At 34.8% G+C, this 21197-nt stretch carries 5 protein-coding genes; all 5 read left to right on the top strand.

The window, feature by feature from the left end; all coding sequences use genetic code 11:
* Window positions 1-92: 92 nt before the first annotated feature.
* Window positions 93-7037, top strand: a complete 6945-nt coding sequence (locus D1815_RS10485) for a PKD domain-containing protein (RefSeq protein ID WP_118386855.1) — start codon at window positions 93-95, stop codon at window positions 7035-7037.
* 211 nt (window positions 7038-7248) lie between these two features.
* Window positions 7249-10656 (top strand): PKD domain-containing protein, encoded by a 3408-nt coding sequence (locus tag D1815_RS10480; protein ID WP_118386854.1) that lies wholly within the window; start codon window positions 7249-7251, stop codon window positions 10654-10656.
* Between the two features lie 233 nt (window positions 10657-10889).
* On the top strand, window positions 10890-14144 hold the full coding sequence (locus D1815_RS10475) for an RICIN domain-containing protein (RefSeq protein WP_147404097.1): 3255 nt from the start codon (window positions 10890-10892) through the stop codon (window positions 14142-14144).
* Window positions 14145-14179: 35 nt separating this feature from the next.
* Entirely contained in the window at window positions 14180-17341 is a 3162-nt protein-coding gene (locus D1815_RS10470; protein WP_118386852.1) for an RICIN domain-containing protein, read from the top strand.
* A 289-nt stretch (window positions 17342-17630) separates the two neighbouring features.
* Window positions 17631-20915 carry a T9SS type A sorting domain-containing protein gene (locus D1815_RS10465; protein ID WP_118386851.1) on the top strand — a complete coding sequence of 1095 codons (3285 nt, stop codon included), beginning with the start codon at window positions 17631-17633 and terminating at the stop codon, window positions 20913-20915.
* The last annotated feature ends 282 nt before the right edge of the window (window positions 20916-21197 follow it).

The following is a 21197-nucleotide window of genomic DNA, read 5'->3' as shown; positions in this document are numbered from 1 at the left end:
CTCTTTTGTACTAATATCCTGAAAATACCTACAACAGACTTTTCTTTATAGAAAAGAAACAGCAAAATAATTTACAAAACTCACCACTTATTATGGGACCAACACCAAACAATAAGCGTGGATGGCGTGCGTATATAAAAGATACTCGTAAAGCACTCTTTTACACGATAGCAATATCAATATCATTAGGCCTTGCCGTCATATCATTCGTAGATGTATATGATGGAACAGAAGGACCAATGATGACAACCCAAACTTGGCCTGCAGGAACGTTTCTTTCTAATTTTCCTGAGGGAGATAGAATTAATACTTACCATCGTAATTACTTGATGATTAATGGCCAAGCTGGAACAGGAATATGGGATGTTTCTAACCCTACGGCTCCCAAAAAAGTACAATTTAGCGATGCAGCAAATAACGGACATAGATGGTGGAAATTAGAAGGAGATCTTTTCTATAGAGAATATTCGGTTCCCGAAGTAGAAGGAACTGGATATAAATATTTAGATCTTTCTAATATGTTAGAAAGAAAACCAATTACTACTTCGGATATTCTCTATACCGTACAAGACGGGCAATCTAATTATGATAATTTAGAAACTTTTCCACATACTATAGATGGTAATAGAGTTTTTGATATGAGAACTGGAGAGCAATTAGATGACATCCCAACTTCAGTTTCTTTGCCAGATGTAGTAGTTAGAATAGGGAACTATGTTTTTTATGCACCACAAACAGGGGATATAAGTGTATTTGATTTTGGTGACCCTACTAATATTAAATTTCTTGGTTCATTCGGAGGAGATATTCCTCATGAGCAGTATAGTACAGGGTTTCAATTATGGCGAAATCACTTAGTTTTCATGAGTGGAAATGAAGGGTCAAATGCTTTGGTTGGATTTGATATAAGTGATCCAACTGATGTTAAATTAGGTTTTAGTTTACATTCTGATCAAGCCACATTAGGAAGGTATATGATATTTCAGGATGAGTTTGGTTTTTCTGGTCGTTTTGATCGGGGAGTCAAATTTAATTTTGAAACTATGGAAATTGAACAAGAGTTTTTTCCACCATCAAGTGATGAGACACTTCAGTTTATAGATAATCAATGGATGCCAATAGGCCATATTCTTATAGCAAGTGGAGATGATAAGACGTCTATTTTTGCTCATCAGGATGGACTTGATACAAAACCTCCAACAGTAGGTCATCATTTTCCTATTTCTGGGGCAATTAATCAACCTATTTCTTCTACAATAGGTTTTGTAATAAATGAAACATTAAATGATTTAACGCTTAGTGACGAGACTATACAAGTAAGTCCTTTAGGAGGTGATCCAATTCGGGGTGATGTGACCACAACATCTTATCAAGTTATAAATTATGCCCCAAAAGAAGATTTACTTCCTAATACAACCTACGAAGTAAAGTTTGTAGAAGGAGGTGTAAAAGATGCTGTTGGTAATGGGATTGAAGAGTATGTGTTTTACTTTACTACTGGAGGCGATGCTTCTAATCAATCCCCTGTAATTACAGAAATTGATGTAGACATCTCTTCTCCGGTAACGATCGGAACTACTATAAACTTTACAGCGAATGCAAGTGATCCTGATGGTAATGATTTGAAATATAGATGGAATTTTGGTGATAATTCTCCTAAAACCGAATGGATTGGAGCGGTTAGTAGTCATACGTATACAGAACCAGGAAATTACCTGATACAAGTACAAATTTCTGATGATAATGGTGGTTTTGTAGTAGGATCTCAATCTATTGTAATAGTAGATGCTATATATGATAAGTTACCAACACAATCGGGACCCATTACCGTTGATACTGATAATAGAACTGTGTGGTCAGTAAATCCCGATAATAATTCTGTAACACTTATTAATTCGGATGATTTATCTATTATTAATGAAATACAAGTAGGAAAAGACCCTGTTAATATAGCATTAGATTCCCAGGGGAAAGCTTGGGTCACGTGTCGAGATTCTGATGAGGTGTATATTTTAAGAAAAGATGGAATATTAGAAACCAAAATATCCTTAGAAAGTGGATCTCAACCTTATGGAATTGTATTTACACCTGATGGTAATCGCGGGTTTGTATCAACTTTTGGTTCAGGTAAAATATTAGAGTTTTCAATAGTTACTAATTCAATTGTCAATGAATTAGCTGTTGGAGAAAAACCTAGAGCAATGGCTATAGATGGAGAAGGGGAAGTGCTTTTAGTAACAAGGTTTGTTTCTCCAGATCAAGAAGGACAAATATGGAAAATAGATTTAAATACATTTACTCTTGACACAACTATTGGATTGCCATTGGATGATTTTACACAGGATAATGGAAATCAAGGAAGAGGTTTGCCTAATTATGTTTCAGGGATAACTATTCATCCAAATAATGAATCAGCGTGGTCAGTAGCTAAAAAGGATAATATTCTTAGAGGATTAAATCGTGATGGAAAACCACTGTCATTTGATAATGTTGTGAGGACCGCAATATCATCTATTGATCTAACAACTAATAATGAAAATCTAAATGAGAGGTTGGATATCGATAATCATGGTCAGCCTTCATCTGCTTTATACACGCCAACTGGAAATTACCTTTTTGTTACCATGCAAGGTAACAATAGAATTGTAGTAATAGATCCTAAAACGGGACAAGAATTGCTTAAAAAAGATGTGGGAAAAGCTCCTCAAGGACTGACAATAGATCCTGTAAATAATCGGGTTTTTGTGAAGAATTTTATGGATCGTTCAGTTACGGTTTTTGATGCTAATGAGATGATAAATGATGGTAGCAGTACGTTGGAAGAATTATCGACGATTGTAACGGTAGATAATGAGTTACTATCAGCTACAGAACTTAAAGGGAAACAAATATTCTATGATGCGGCCGATATCAGAATGGGTACAGATGGTTATGTGAGTTGCGCTACCTGTCATATCGATGGAGGAGAAGATGGAAGAACTTGGGACTTTACTGATAGAGGAGAAGGATTGAGAAATACAATCTCTTTAATAGGTAGAGCAGGAACAGCTCACGGGAGAGTTCATTGGAGCGCTAATTTTGATGAGATTCAGGATTTTGAAAATGATATTCGATTTCATTTTAAGGGACAAGGTTTTATGAGTGATCAGGATTTTAATGACGGTACAACGGCATTAACTACTGGAGATCCTAAAACTGGGAAATCAGTTGATTTAGATGCTTTAACGGCGTATATAGAATCTCTAAATAGTTTTAGCCCTAGTCCATATCGAAATAATGATGGATCGCTTACAGCAGATGGAATAGCTGGAAAATCTTTATTTGAAGATCTAAAATGCTATGCTTGCCATAGTGGGAGTAATTTTACAGATAGTAATTCTGGAAAATTACACGATGTTGGTACAATTACGAGTACTACGGGAAATCGTTTGGATAAAAAATTACTTGGGATTGATGTGCCAACGTTAAAAGATGTCTGGGCAACAGCTCCATATCTTCATAATGGAATGGCCAAAACTATAGAAGAAGTACTAACAATTTATAATAATAATGATACTCACGGAGTAACATCATCTTTAAATGCCACTCAAATAAGACAATTAGAGGCATATATAAAACAGATTGATGGTTCCGAATTAGCCAAACCATCAGAGCAGTTACTAAAAATGGCTTCTCCTGTTGATGGATCTATAATTGATAGAGCAGAATCACAAAACCTTAGTGTTGATACTAATATAGAAGGGATTACAAAGATTCAATATTTTGTAGATAATGAAATGATAGAAGAAGTGGTAAGTGCTCCTTTCGCATCATCGTGGACACCTGTTCTTTGGAAAAACTATACAATTAACGCAAAGGTTTTTTATAACAATGGTAATACAGCTTCTGTAACTCCGGAAATCACAGTTCAATTTAAGAATGTTATAAAAGTGATGTTTGTTGTTGGGGATAAAAATGCACTTACTTCCGAAGACCAACGTATAAAATCTAGATTGGAGCAAAAGTTTGGGTTTAAAATTACATTATTCTCGGATGAAGAAGCGACCAGTCCGCAATCTGCTAATCCATTCGATATGGCTTTAATTTCTTCCACAGTTGATCCTAGAGAACTAGGAAATGATTTAGAAGGAGCTAGAGTTCCATTGATGACTTGGAATCCATTTATGTATAACAAATTGAGAATGGTTACTGGAGAATTAAATAGTGGATTTGGAATTACAGAACAAGGTTTTTCTTCAATTGCAATAACATCTCCAGAACATCCAATGGCTGTAAATTCTGGTATTGAAACATCATTATATTCCATAAGCCAAAGTTTACCTTTTGGTAATCCAACAGATGAAGCTATTGTTATTGCAACAGCCGGAACCAAACCTATTTTATTTGGTTATGAGGCTAGTATTGATATCCCTTCGAGAAGAGTAGGTTTCCCATTACGAGATCAGTTTATGCATTTGCTAACTGACCAAGGGCTAGCCATGTTCGATGCCGCAGTTTTATGGACCTTACATGGAGGTGATGCAGATACACCAATAGGCCCCTTGCCTGATGTATTTTTTAAATCACCGGTGGATGGAGAATTAGTTAATACTCCTTTGACCATAGATTTTAATACAGAAGGTTGGGAATTACCATCACAGCAGTATAAACTAAGATTTAAAATTGATGGACAAGATCGTGGATTAATCACCTCAGAAGGAGAATTTACAGATGGAACAGCTCTTACTGAAGGTCCTCACGAGTTGTCATTACAAATGGAACGAAGTGATAATTCCGTAACTGATTTGGGAGAAACAATAACAGTAATTGTGACCAATGATCCATTGCCTCAAGATCCAACAGCGATTATTCAATCTCCGTCGGATGGAGGATTGGTAGGACCAGATTTCGAAATAGAATTTTCTACTTATAAATGGGATATTAATCCAGGAGGACAACATATTAAATATTTTATTGATGGAGTAGAGAAAGGTTCTATGTTTGAAATAGCGCCAATACCGGTTTCAGGCTTGTCAGAAGGGATACACACTATTACACTATCATTAGCTACGGAAAATGGAGAAATCACAGGAGATTCTGCAGAGGTTACAATAACTGTGGATGAACGATTTAATAATCTTCCGGATACCGATTTTAGTTTAGAATATAGAGATAATAGTTCTGGGGTATCTACATCAGAATTAAAGCCTGTATTTCAGATAGTAAGTGAGTCATCAGAAAGTCATTCATTAAAAGATTTCAAAATTAGATACTGGTATACTCCAGAACATAATCAAGCTATGAATTTTAATATAGATTATTCCGCAGTAGTAGGAACTGTAGGTGGCTTTGATTCTAGTTTAGAAGAAAATTATATAGAGATTGGGTTTAGTGCATCTTCTGGAAATTTAAATCCTAATAGTAAGTCTGGTCAAATTCAGACTAGATTACATCATTCAGGTTTTCAAACACATAATCAGAATAATGATTATTCATATGACGCAGGAAAGACTTCTCTGAAACCACATGTATTAACAACCTTATACTATAAAGGTGAATTAGTTTGGGGATTAGAGCCTAATGGTGGAGGAATAGTAAATAGAAAACCAAATGCTATTATAAACCCTAGTATTGTATCAGGAACAGCACCTTTATCCGTAGATTTTGATGCTTCAGCTTCTAGTGATCCGGATGGGGATTCACTGAGTTATTCGTGGGATTTTGGGAATGGTAATGTCACTACAGGTGTAACTAGTCAGTTTACATTTCTTACTCCAGGTGATTATGAGGTTGAATTAACTGTGGATGATGGAAACGGAAATTCCGATACAGAATCTATTGTGATTATGGTTAAAGACGAAACTCCAACTTTAATTTCTAGTTTTATAGCAGCCTCATTATCAGGTTATGTACCTTTAGTTGTCGATTTTGATTCTTCGAGTTCTGTATATCCAGATGGATCTGTGATAGCATATATTTGGGATTTTGGAGATGGAAATACGAGTGATTTGGCCAATCCTTCTCATACATATACTAGTTCTGGATCTTATGCGGTTACGTTAACAATTAGTGATGGCGTAGTCTCGGACATTTCTGATCCAATTACTATTAGTGTTCTTGAGGGTAACGTCGCTCCGCAAGCTAGTTTTGATATGTCGGTAACATCAGGAGTTGCTCCTTTGCTGGTAAGCTTTGATGCTTCAACTTCTTCTGACTCCAATGGAGATACTTTAGAATACCTATGGGATTTTGGTGATGGAACAACTGGAGAAGGAATAAATAGTACCCATACATATACGGCAGCTGGAGAATATATTATTTCTCTTACAGTAAGTGATGGACTTTTATCAGCTAATCAAACAGCTGTACTTCTGGTAAATGAATCTACGGGCAGTACTAATTGTAGTTTTGGCGCTCCTATGCAAAATCCATTACCTACATTATCTAATTCCACATTTGATTATGCCTATGTTTTAGGAGAAGGAGGTCCGGATTTAAGCAACATGGCTAATTTTACAATCAACTGGGATTTACAAAACAATGGATTATGGCAATGTTCAATGAATATGAGTGATGGTAACCCTGCTTGGTGGATTGATTTAAAGGCAAATATTGAAAGTCAAACATTTAATCAAGTACAACCAAGCATAACATTTTCTGGAATAGGAATATCAAATTTTGATGGTGTTTATGATGCTGTTATGGATGGAAATAATTTGGTGCTCGTTTCTAAAACAGCAGGATTTACTATATACTTTAGTAATGAAAATAATGCTCCTAATTGTGATAACAAGCTAAGTGAACCATTAAAAGATACTTCGATCTCAGTAACGGCGTTTCCTAATCCGGTAATAGATTATCTAACAATACAAAGTAATCAAAATTTAAAAGGAACTTTTATTAAGGTTGTAGATATAAATGGAAAGGTCTTATCATCTAGTAATATTCAGAGAAACATAGAGTCGATACGATTGGATATGAATACGTTCCAATCAGGGATATACTTCATACAAATTAGGAAGAATCAAAAAACCGTAATTAAACAAATTATTAAATAAGAAAATCACTGTTAGATCTCTTATTTAAATAGGAGATCTAACAGTGGTTATAAAATAAAACTCTAAACAATAAACTTTTAAAAAAGAAAGAATTTAGAACATCCGAAATAGAGTGTTCTTAGAATCGGGGGATTCATGAGTTAGGAATAGTTGGAATAATGATTATCAATTCAAACTTAAATCAACATACACACAACTAATTCTTTTAAAAATGAAAACTAACATTAAAATTTTATTAATAGCGAGCTTGCTCTATAGCATGCAAGTATTCGCTCAAAAACAAAAAAGTGCTCCCACGGGATTCGTATATGCAGAAGAAGAAAAGTTCATGTTGGATGGGAGACCTTATTACTTTTCTGGAGCCAATGTATATGATTTTTTTACTTACGGATCTTCCAGTGGCGATATTGAAACCCAATTTATGGACAAAGATCGCATAGATCAACATATGCGAAGATTATATAAAAATGGAATCAGAGTTGTACGATTATGGGGATTTAGCCACGAAGATTGGCACGGTTTTGAACCTCAAAAAGGAGTATATAGTGAAGCTCAATTTTCTTTATTTGATTATATCATTAAATCAGCTGAAGCTAATGGGATAAAATTAATCGTCGCTTTAGAAAATTATTGGAATGATTACGGAGGTATCAAAGATCGTCTTAAATGGGAAGGAATCGATGTACAAGGTGCCGGAGAACATGATCAAGGGCAATTTTTTACTAATCCATCGGCTGTACAAGGATATAAGGATTATGTGGAGTACTTTCTTACTCGTGTCAATCATTATGATAATGTAGAATATAGAAACGATCCTACGATTTTAGCTTGGGAATTAATGAATGAGCCTAGGTATCAGGGTTTTGGAGATGATATTGCTTCCGATGTTCTAAGAGCTTGGGTTGATGATATGGGAGCTTTTATTAAAGAGCTTGATCCTAATCATTTGTTAGGTACTGGTTTAGAAGCTCATGGAACCAAATATAATTTTGGAGGAGATGAAGGAAATGATTTTATAAAAATACACGAATCTCCATATATTGATTTTACATCAGCTCATCCTTATATTAGAGAAAGTTGGTCCAATTTTACATTAGAACAAACCATGAAACTAATGGAACAATGGGCTAATGAGTCTCATAATATCATCAAAAAGCCTTTATATATTGGAGAGTTTAATGTAGAAATCCAAGAACGATACGAGTGGTGGGAAGAGATGTATGCTTTTATTGAGGAAAATAAGATCGGAGCAAGTGGCTTCTGGTGGTTTCCTGATAATAATACACCTAGAGATAAATTTGGTGTGTTCGAAGGTGATGTCGAAGTTGCTATTTATAAAGAGCATGCGCTGAGAATGGAAGAAATGTCTGGAGGAGAAGCCATTTATCTATCTCTGTTATCTCCTAAGTCGGGAGATAAGTATGTAACTGGTAGTGTTGTACATGTGGAAGCTAATTTGCTCAATGAAAATAATACGATTAATAAAGTAGAGTTTTTTAGCAATGGAGAATTGATAGGAGAAGACACTACTGCACCCTATGAGTTAGATATATCAGGCTTGCCTGATGGTAATTACACTATTACTTCGGTAGCTACGGGTATTAGTGGATTAACTAAAACATCAACACCTAGAAATATTCAAATAGGAGGAGATGGTATATTATCATTAGAATATAAGGATGCTTCTATTGAGGCGATTACAAATGTTATAAAACCGCATTTTAGATTATTTAATAATTCTTCTCAGGATGTTGCATATTCAGATCTAAGTATTCGCTATTGGTTCGAGACAGAGGTTGATTTGCCACTTAGTTTTTTTATAGATTATGCAATGATAGGAAGTGGTAATGTTAAAGGGCAAATTGTTAGTACAGAGCCTAACAAACATTACCTAGAAATTACATTTGACCCCGCCGCAGGTATATTAGGAAGAAACGCTGGTTCCGGAAGAATGGAACCCAAAATAGCGAATAGCAATTGGTCCGATACAGATCAAACGAATGATTATTCTTATGATGGAACTAAGAAGGATTTTGAGACTTGGGAAAAAGTTGCCTTGTATCTTAATGGAAAATTAGTTAGCGGTATTGAACCAGGAACAACAATAGATACTCCAACGGCAGTAATTCAAGCTTCTACTATAAGTGGAGATGGACCTTTGTCTGTAACATTTGATGGATCAGCGTCCACAGATCCAAATGGAGATCTTCTAACATATAGTTGGGATTTTGGAAATGGAGATACCGCTATAAATGAAATAGTAATATATGAGTTTGCTGAATTTGGAGAAGCTTTAGTTACTCTTACAGTTGATGATGGTAATGGAAATTCAGATAGCGAAACAATTGCGATTACAGTTACCGACCCTAATGTAGCACCTGTAGCTATTTTTACCAGCGATATCGAAATAGGTGTGGCACCAATACGTATTACTTTTGATGCGTTAGAATCAACAGATGCGAACAATGACACGTTATCTTATACGTGGGATTTTGGAAATGGAGATACAGCAACAGGAGTAGTAGTCTCATATCAATTTGAAACTGAAGGAGAGTTTGATGTAAAACTCACTGTAAGTGATGGTAAAATTGAAGATTCTACAATAAGAAAAATTATAATTTCTGATGGAAATCCTATTGCAAATATTATTGCAGACGTGACCTCAGGTTCTGCTCCTTTGCAAGTAACATTCGATGGTTCAGGTTCTACAGATCCTTCTAATAATACATTAAGTTATTTGTGGGATTTTGGAGATGGGACAACAGAAACAGGTCAAATCGTTGTTCATACTTTTAATACTATTGGATTTTATACAGTAACTCTTCAGGTAGATAATGGGCAAGGAGGAATTGATAGTAGTACAATGGTAATTCAAGTACAAGAGATACTTCCTGTATCAGATATATCCGTAGAATATAAAGATGGTGGTAATGGTAATGCCACGGATAACATGATCAATCCACATTTTAGAATTCAAAATAATAGTGACCTTGCAGTTTCTTATCAAGACATAACAGTTAGGTATTGGTTCACTTCAGAAGATAATAATGAACTTAATTTTTGGTGCGATTGGGCGCAATTAGGAGCTGAAATGGTTAATGGGGTTTTTGGTCAACAGAATAATGTAGATTATCTCGAAGTTTCATTTGATCCAGCTTCTGGAATGTTAATGCCTAGCCAGAATTCTGGACCAATACAAACAAGGTTAGCTAAAACCAATTGGAGTACTTTCGATGAAAATGATGATTACTCTTACAAGTCCTTGTTAACCGATTTTCAGTTTAATAATGAGATGACTTTGTATGTGAATGGAAATTTGGTTTGGGGTATAGAACCACCTGCTTCTGTAACAACATTAGATTTGTTGAAAAACGTAAAAGTTTATCCAAACCCCGCTAAAAACCATATTAATATTTCAGGTTTTGAGGTTTTGGAAAAAATTGAAGTGAAATTGACAAATCTAGTAGGTAATTTAATTCGTAGAGCTAATCCGAATGAAAGGCAATCAATCATAACATTTTCATTAGATAACCTAGAACAAGGAATCTATATTTTAGAGATTAAAGACCTTATAGAAAACGTGACTTCAAGAAGAAAAATTATAGTCAATAATAGATAGTAAAAAAAGATATTGATATGGATGATGAATTAGAAATAATCACCCTTGTCAGTCTTTAAAAAAGAGCAATAAAAATAGAATTTATTGGAAAAAATAAAGAAACTTTTTAGCTCTCAAACTTGTTGTTCTATTTAACGAATTCTAGCATAATACCTGCGGTTAATAGAAGAAGCAATACAGAAATAAGAGGTAATATTATTTTCGCCAAAATTAATCAAACTCAACAATTAGCAATGAAAAACAATCAAACTCTCAAAACCTTTTTTCGAAAATGTATATGGATACTTTTATTCATATTTGTGTCTTCCTTACACGCGAAAAATATTTATGTAGCAAAAAACGGGAATGATTCAAATTCCGGAACACAATCAAGTCCATATAAGACAATTGCAAAGGCATCTGCAGTAGCAGAAGCTGGTGATGTTATTGTTATTGGAGGAGGTACCTATGAGGAAGTCATCAGACCAGCGAGGTCAGGGCAAGCTGGTCAACCTATTACATATACTTCAAAACAAGGAGAAAAAGTAATAATTAGCGCTATGCAAGCGCTTAGCGCTTGGCAAAAAGACAATGGAGCTATTTACAAAACCAAAATAAACTGGGATTTAGGACAAGAAAACTTTGTTTTGAATGGTAATACAGCAATGGATTTGGCAAGGTGGCCCAATAATACAGATGGTGATCCTTTCACGTTAAATTCTCGTCGAAATGATGGAGGTAGTGGAAGCAATGTAGTTAATGGAGCTTTTTTAACATCTTCACAAATTCCTAATATTAATTGGTCGGGAGGATCAGTTTTCTTTTACGGAGACAAACCTGGATCAGGGTGGATCGCCTGGAAAGCATTTATTAATAGTAGTTCTTCTGGAAGAGTAAACTTTACACTGGATAAAAATCCTGCTTGGATTAGAACTTTCCATGCCCCAGCTGATAAAGGAGATTTTTATTTAGAAGGAGTAAAAGGAGCTTTAGATTATCAAAATGAATGGTGGTTTAATAAGCAGACAAAAGAATTATTTGTACAAATGCCAGGTGGGCAGGCACCAGTTAATGGAGTTGTACAAATGAGAAGAAGAACAACAACCGTAGATCTAAGTGGTAGAAGTTTTATTCATATCAGAAACCTCGCTGTTTTTGGAGGATCGATTAATATGCCTAGAAATTCAAACAATAATGTGATTTATGGTGTTTCCTCTTTTTATGGGAATCATACACAAGGTGTTCAAAAAGGTTTTTCTGCCAATAAACAAAGTGTTTTGATGGAGGGAAATAATAATACAATAGAGCGTTGTGAGATAGCTTTTGGAGCTGCCAATGGTATCAAAGTAAGTGGTGATAAAAATAGAATTCTTAATTCTAGAATTCATGATTTTAATTATATCGGTTCTTATGATGCGCCCATTAATGCAAGAGGTGGAAAAAATACACTTTTCAAGGGGAATACAATTTTTAGAGCCGGAAGAGATGGTATTCAATTCTTTAATAATAGAAGTGAGTTTGCTTATAACGATGTATACAGGTCAAACTTAATTAATGATGATTGTGCCTTACTTTACACGGTAGGTGGACCGCATTATGGGGAGATTCATCATAATTGGTTTCATGATAATGAGGGTAGAGGAAAATTAAGAAAAGCTGCAGCTATCTATTTAGATAATGATGCAGAAGCATTTTCAGTACATCATAATGTAGTATGGAATGTAGAGTGGACTGGAGTCCAGATTAATTGGAATGGTAAAGACATTGATATTTTTAATAATACGTTGGTCAAGACAGAGGGAGGAGCTATGGGAGCTTGGCATAAGGAAGGAACAGCTTTTTCGAATGTTAAGGTCTGGAATAATATTGCTGATGTTAAAACTGAAGATGACCCTTCTACACAAGAGGACGAAGGTACTTTCGAAAGAGATGCGGATAAGCAAAATAATGTAATTACTCAATCTGGTTATACGAATTATAACGGAAATAATTTTACATTAAGATCTAACTCACCCGCAGTAAACGCTGGTAGAAGAATATCAGGTATAACTGATGGATTTGTAGGATCTGCACCGGATGCAGGGGCATATGAATTTGGAGGCGAAAATTGGGTGCCAGGAATTAATTGGAATTCAGATCTAGGTCCTACAGGGAATGGATGCTACGGATTACCTGGCGAGGATTGTAATGTGAGTACTACTCCAGATGAGGTTACTTTTGTAAATCCAGCAACAACTATTCAACCACAAACCTCCTATGATTTTAAAGTGAATTATAGTGCTTCCACAAATAGAGAAATTGTGGTAGAATTTTGGTCATCAACGGGCTGGTTAGGTCAGCAAATGGTAGCAGTGAATGCAGGGACGGGAACAACAAATGTTACCGTTGATTTAGCATCTGCACCAACTCCAGGTACAGGATATATTTACAAAGCGCATATAAGACCAGTAGGTACTACCTGGCAGGAAGCTATCGATAGAGATCAGGTGGAAAATGTAACGGTTGCTAACCAAACATTTGCAGATAAGGTTTCTTTTAGTAATGCACCAACTACTATTGTACAAGCTACTTCGTATTCATTTGATATTAATTATGAAGCTTCAGCCACTAGAGATATTATCGTAGAGTTTTGGTCATCTACAGGTTGGATTGCACAACAAAATGAGCAAGTTGCTAAAGGTATTGGTACAAAAACAATTACTGTTAATCTACCTAATTTGCCTTCACCAGGAAGTGGATATGTTTATAAAGTGCATATCAGGCCATTAAATACCTCTTGGCAAGATGCAATCGATAGAGATCAGGTAAACAATGTGACAGTAAGTGTTCGTTTTACTCAATTAATTCCAAATGGCATTTATCATATAGAATCTCCTCAGAATAATGAAAGATTATTAGCTCGCGCTTTAGAAAGCCATAGTGCTAGAATGCATAAGCCAGCGAATTTTGATGATCAGAAATGGGAGATTAAGCATATTAGTGATAATTCATATACCATTAAAAATTTAGGAACGAACAGATATTTAGAAGTTCCTTATGCTCGTTGTGAAAATGGAACCAATGTCGCCACTTGGACCGATGATGTAGATTCTCATAAGAAATGGAAAATCGTTAAGAATGGTAATGATATTTATGGGATAAAACCGATGCATTGTCTTTCTAGAGCATTAGATAGAGCCGGAGGAGTAGTTGGTGCGAATGCAACTATTTGGGATTATAATAATACAAATGCGAATCAAAAATGGAAAATTCTCTCCATAGGAAATAGACAAGACCCTACATCAGATGATTCAGTACTAACGGTATATCCAAATCCATCCAAAGAATCGATCACTATTCTGGGAGTGGAGGCTAATGATATCATTACTATTTATGACATCACTGGTAAAACGATTAAGAAAACGAAACTAACTTCTGGAGATGAGTTAATATCAATTTCGGGTATGGAATCCGGAGTTTACATACTATCTGTTTTCGGAAAAAGTAAAATACAATTTGTAAAAGAGTAAATCAGCTAATTAAATTAATTTATAATAATCAAACCATGAAAATTAAATTTTTAATTGGCTTTCTCTGGGTATTCTGTGCCCAGAGTTTACTCGCCAAGGACTATTATGTAGCAACTAATGGAAATGATAATAACAACGGTGCTATAAGTAGTCCTTTCAAAACATTTGCTAAAGCAGTTTCAGTAATGAAAGCTGGGGATGTATGTGTTATCCGAGAAGGAGTATATACCGAGCCTTTAGTTGTTAATAAAAAAGGAACTCAAAATAATTATATCACCTTTAAAGCTGCAGATGGAGAAAATGTAAGAATCAAGGCGACAAAGTTTATAAATGGATGGCAATTACACTCCGGTAACATTTATAAGGCATCTGTGAATATGACCTTAGAAGAAAGGTTTCGGAATGTTTACCATAATCAACAATATATGGATTTGGCTAGGTGGCCAAACAATGTTGATAACAATAGATTTACGGTAGATTGTAAGTTTATTGATAATGGTGGTAGTAATTATTTTAGTGTGTCGGGAACACCAAACTTCGATTGGACAGGTGGATTAGTGTATTATATTGGCGGACACTCTGGTACTAGCTGGACGAGAAGAATTACTCGTAGTGCCGGAAATAGGATTGAACACGCAGGAGTGAATATAAATAAATGGCCATTTAATCCTCATAACCCAACAATTGTAAGAAATGGACATAGAGGACAATTGTATCTGTTTAATAAATTTGAAGCCTTAGATTATGCCAGAGAATGGTATTACGATACTGTAACTAAAACACTATATTTTCAACCTGCGAATGGTAAAAAACCTGCTAATAATACAGTAGAGTATGCCACTCGTAAATTTATTGCGGAAGTAAAAGGAGATTATATAAAAATTGAAGGTATTGAGTTTTTTGGAGGAAGTGTAAAGATCAATGGTCGTTCTAATATCTTTGAGAATAATAAAGTAATCCATGGAAGTGAAGGTTTTGATAATATAAATAGTACGAGCGCAGGTGTAGGTGAATCATCAATCGAAGTGTTGGGACCTAATACTATTATAAGAAATTGTACCATTAATCATAGTTCTGCAAATGGAATTTCGGTTCAGAGTTGGGCAAATGCTCATAATTCTATTATCGAGAAAAATACCATTTCAAATATCGATTATTTAGGAATTCATGCTACGCCTATAAGAACGAGAGCAAATAATGTAAAAGTCCTAAAGAATAAAATTACCAATTCAGGAAGAGATGGAATGTACGTTAGTGGAGATAACTGCGAAGTTGCTTATAATGATGTGTCAAGAGCGCAGCTAATCAATGCTGATTCAGGAGTTTTTTATACAGTTGGTGATGATAGACGAAAAGGAACTGAAATTCATCATAATTGGTTTCATGATTCAAAACCACCTTCATATGCTGGAAATAAAGCAGCTGGGATATACTTAGATAATAATAGTAAAGGATATGTTGTCCATCATAATGTGGTATGGAATGTATCTTGGACTGGTTATCAGGTAAACTGGAATAATGAACATTTAGACTTTTTTCATAACACTATCTGGAATGCAGGAGAAGCAATGGGCTCATGGGTAAATGGTTATCCACAAAGTGATAATAGAGTTTATAATAATTATTCGAATAAAGAAGGATGGCATGAAGCACCAGGGTTTGAATACAAGAATAATATAATAAATGCTACTTCTCCATTTGAGAATGCAAATGGTCTAAATTTTATGCCAAAATCTAATGGATCTGTGGTCAATAGCGGAAGAGTGATTGCAGGATTCGAAAAAGCTTATAAAGGTTCTGCACCAGATATTGGAGCTTACGAACGAGGAGGAACGAGATGGACTGCAGGAATTGATGCAATAGAAGATACAGGAGAAGGAGATGCAGCAAATGATCAAATTGTATTTATCAATCTTTCCACTACAATTGCTTCTCAAACTTCCTATGATTTTGAAGTGCAATACAGTGCAGATACCAATAGAGATATTGTAGTACAGTTTTGGTCAGCTACTGAATGGTTAGGTCAGAAAAGAGTTACTGTGGGAAGTGGTTCAGATACTATAATTGTAACAGTCGATTTACCAACAGCACCAATCCCGGGTTCTGGATATGTTTATAAAGCAGATATTAGACCTGTAGGTACTAGTTGGCAAGAGACTATTGATACAGATCAGATTAATAATGTAACTGTGCAAGGGCAAACATTAGAAGATAAAATATCTTTTAGTAATTCTCCGAATAGTATGGCGCAGGCGACTTCTTATACTTTAGATGTAAACTATGAGGCTTCTTCTAATAGAGAAATTGTAATGTCTTTTTGGTCAGCTACCGGATGGATTGCAGCGCAAGAAGAAGTGGTAACAGCAGGAACTGGATCTAAAGCAATTACAATCGATCTTCCGAATATACCACAACCTGGTTCAGGATATTTATTTAAGGTACATATTAGACCAGTAGGAACTACTTGGCAAGATGCATTAGCTACTGATCAGACAAATGATATTACTGTTACTGAACTTTTTACTCAGTTAATTCCAAATGGTATTTATCATATAGAATCTCCTCAGAATAATGAGAGATTACTAGCTCGTGCTTTAGAAAGCCATAGTGCCAGAATGCATAAGCCAGCAAATTTTGATGATCAGAAATGGGAGATTAAGCATATTAGTGATAATTCATATACCATTAAAAATGTTGGAACTAATAGATATTTGGAAGTTCCTTATGCACGTTGTGAAAATGGAAGTAATGTAGGTACTTGGATCAATGATTTGGATTCACATAAAAAATGGAAAATCGTTAAGAATGGTAACGATATTTATGGAATAAAACCGATGCATTGTCTTTCTAGAGCATTAGATAGAGCCGGAGGAACCATTGGGACAAATGCCATTATCTGGAATTATAGCAGTACCAATACAAACCAAAAGTGGAAAGTTCTCTCCGTAGGAAACAGACAGGATCCTACATCAGATAATTCAGTACTGGCAGTATATCCAAATCCGTCCAAAGAATCGATTGCTATTCTAGGAGTTGAAGCGAATGATATTATTACTATTTATGATATCACTGGTAAAACGATTAAGAAAACGAAACTAACTTCTGGAGATGAGTTAATATCAATTTCGGATATAGAATCTGGGGTTTATATACTATCTGTTTTCGGAAAAAGTAAAACACAATTTGTCAAAGAATAACACATTCTAAAAATTATTTAATTAAAAGAAAACATTCCTTATGCGGTTATCAAGAATATGGTAAGCGCGTGAGGTGATGTTAACGAACTAAACCGATTGATATTGTAGATCAAAATTTTTAGGGAAAATTATCTATATCTAGAGTAAAAAAATCTTGATATAGTCCTAATTTATGTAATGGTCTCGAAATATCTAACGAATTCTTTTTGAATCCTAGCGATTAATAAAATAGAAAAATAATTTTTAAACGTATTTTATACATTTAAAAGCCAAAAGCTACTCAAAAACCATGAAAACTAACCAAAAACTTCAATTCATATTGCAAAAATATGTCTTGATATTCTTCTTAACTATAGCATCATCGTTATGTGCTAAGAATATTTATGTTTCTAAAAACGGAAACGATAATAATCCAGGAACACAATCTAAACCATATAAGACAATCGCAAAAGCTTCTTCTGTTGCCCAAGCTGGGGATGTGGTCATCATTGGAGGCGGTACTTATGAAGAACTGTTGCGGCCTGTGCGATCTGGAACAGCAGGGAATCCAATTATATACCGATCCAAAGCTGGAGAAAAGGTAATCATAACAGCAATGCAAGCTGTTAATAATTGGAGTAAAGACCAAGGTAAGATCTATAAAGCACAAGTTACTTGGGATTTAGGACAAGATAATATGACATTACATAATGATAAACTCATGGATCTTGCTAGATGGCCAAACAATGTAACGCAAAACTTATTCAAACGTGATTATTTACCAGCTTGTAATAGAGGTGCTGCAGGAGGTGGGAAAACTTGGTTAAATTATAATGGAAGCCAATCCAATGGACATGCAACGAGTATTCCTCATGCTGGTAAATGGCAAAATGGAGGTTCAATTCATTTTTATGGTGGAGCAGGATTTTTAGCCTGGACGGATTATGTAACGAATTCCTCTTCTAATCGAATAGATTTTAAATTACAAAGAGCGCAAAACTGGATTCAATTAAGGCATAATCCAGGATATACTGGACATGGTATCAAAAAGGGTGAGTTTTTTCTACAAGGAATAAAAGAGGCTTTGGATTATAAAAATGAATGGTTTTATGATAAAAGAAATAAAACACTTTATGTTCAAATTGAAGGTGGAGGATCGCCAGCAAATAATTCTATTCGTTTTAGAAGAAGAACACAGACTATAAATCTAAATAAAAATTACATTCATATTGAAGGAATAGCTGTTTTTGGCGGTTCCATTGATATCAGTGGTAATAATAATAAGTTATATGCGGTTTCAAGTTTTTATGGTAATCATACCTTAGGTGTTATCAATGGATTTGACTCTAGACGACAAAGTGTTCTGATAACAGGTAATAAGAATCTTATTGAAAAATGTGAAATTGCTTGGGGAGCAGGAAATGGAGTTTATGATAAAGGAGATGATAATAGATTGTTGAATTCTTATGTTCATGATTTTAATTATTTAGGTAACTATGATTGTGTGCTAAATACTCGTGGGGCAAAACGAGGAAAATACAGAAATAATACCTTAACTAGAGCTGGTAAAGATGTAATTCAAGCATATGTTGATGGCGGAGAATTTGCATATAATGATATTAGTAATAATAACTTTATCGCCGATGATGGAGGATTACTTTATACGACTAACGCAAGAGCTGCTAAATCATCTATTCATCATAATACTTTTCATGACTCTAAAGCTCGAACTGGTAGATTTAAAGGAGCAGGAATTTATTTAGATAACGATTCTAAAAATTGGGATGTCCACCATAACGTTGTATGGAACACTAAATGGACCAACATACAGATTAATTGGGATGGTACAAACCTCAATATTTTCAATAATACCTTTGCCAAAGGTTCTGCAACTATGGGGGCATGGCACAAACCAGGTACTCAATTTAGTAATGTAAAAGTTTGGAATAACATAACAGATAAAGAAGCTACAGATCAAGATGGAAATCAAGAAACTGAAAGTACTTGGGAACCGCAGTCCGATAAGCAGAATAACTTGGTAAGCAGAAATTCTTTTAAAAACTATAATAATAATGATTATACCTTAAAATCAGGAGCTCAAGCAATTGATTATGGAAGGGTTATTAGCGGATACACAGATGGTTATCAGGGGAATAAGCCTGATGTAGGAGCTTATGAGTTTGGTGTGCCACCATTTAGAACAGGAATCAACTGGAATTCGGACCTAGGTCCTACAGGAAATGGGTGTTATGGATTACCAGGTGAAGGTTGTAATGTGAGTACTACTCCAGATGAGGTTACTTTTGTAAATCCAGCAACAACTATTCAACCACAAACTTCCTATGATTTTAAAGTGAATTATAGTGCTTCCACAAATAGAGAAATTGTGGTAGAATTTTGGTCATCAACGGGCTGGTTAGGTCAGCAAATGGTAGCAGTGAATGCAGGGACGGGAACAACAAATGTTACCGTTGATTTAGCATCTGCACCAACTCCAGGTACAGGATATATCTACAAAGCGCATATAAGACCAGTAGGTACTACCTGGCAGGAAGCTATCGATAGAGATCAGGTGGAAAATGTAACGGTTGCTAACCAAACATTTGCAGATAAGGTTTCCTTTAGCAATGCACCAACTACTATTGTACAAGCAACTTCGTATTCATTTGATATTAATTATGAAGCTTCTACCGCCAGAGATATAATAGTAGAGTTTTGGTCATCAACTGGTTGGATTGCACAACAAAATGAGCAAGTTGCTAAAGGTATTGGTACAAAAACAATTACTGTTAATCTACCTAATTTGCCTTCACCAGGAAGTGGATATGTTTATAAAGTGCATATCAGGCCATTAAATACCTCTTGGCAAGATGCAATCGATAGAGATCAGGTAAACAATGTGACAGTAAGTGCTCGTTTTACTCAATTAATTCCAAATGGCATTTATCATATAGAATCTCCTCAGAATAATGAAAGATTATTAGCTCGCGCTTTAGAAAGTCATAGTGCTAGAATGCATAAGCCAGCGAATTTTGATGATCAGAAATGGGAGATTAAGCATATTAGTGATAATTCATATACTATTAAAAATTTAGGAACGAACAGATATTTAGAAGTTCCTTATGCTCGTTGTGAAAATGGAACCAATGTCGCCACTTGGACCGATGATGTAGATTCTCATAAGAAATGGAAAATCGTTAAGAATGGTAATGATATTTATGGGGTAAAACCGATGCATTGTCTTTCTAGAGCATTAGATAGAGCCGGAGGAGTAGTTGGTGCGAATGCAACTATTTGGGATTATAATAATACAAATGCGAATCAAAAATGGAAAATTCTCTCCGTAGGAAATAGACAAGACCCTACATCAGATGATTCAGTACTAACGGTATATCCAAATCCATCCAAAGAATCGATCACTATTCTGGGAGTTGAGGCTAATGATATTATTACTATTTATGATCTAACAGGTAAGATTGTTAAACAAACTAAATTAACCACCAATAATAAATCAGTGAATGTTTCTGATATGGCATCTGGACTTTATGTTTTATCAGTATTTGGTAAGGATAAAGTGCAGTTTGTTAAAGACTAAATCAAAATTTTCAACCCTTTTTTTTAAACATGAAAAACATAAATCAAATAGTTAATTAAAAGTTAAAAAATAATAATTTTCAGTAGGACAAAAGTCCATTTGACCCAATAAGGTAGCATAAGTTATAATAACTATTTTGTTAATTAAATATCGAATTCTAAATGAATTTTAACGAATTCTATTTCCAAAAGAACACTTAATAGTTTTGATAAATTTAATAAGCTTATGAGATCTTAAATTCGAGAAATCTTTCGTTTTTAACTTCGTGTTAAAACTTGTTAA

It is taken from the genome of Aquimarina sp. AD1, assembly GCF_003443695.1.
Taxonomy (GTDB): Bacteria; Bacteroidota; Bacteroidia; order Flavobacteriales; family Flavobacteriaceae; genus Aquimarina; species Aquimarina latercula.
The sequence above is the reverse complement of the archived record's forward strand: the minus strand, read 5'-3'. Positions and strand labels throughout refer to the sequence as shown.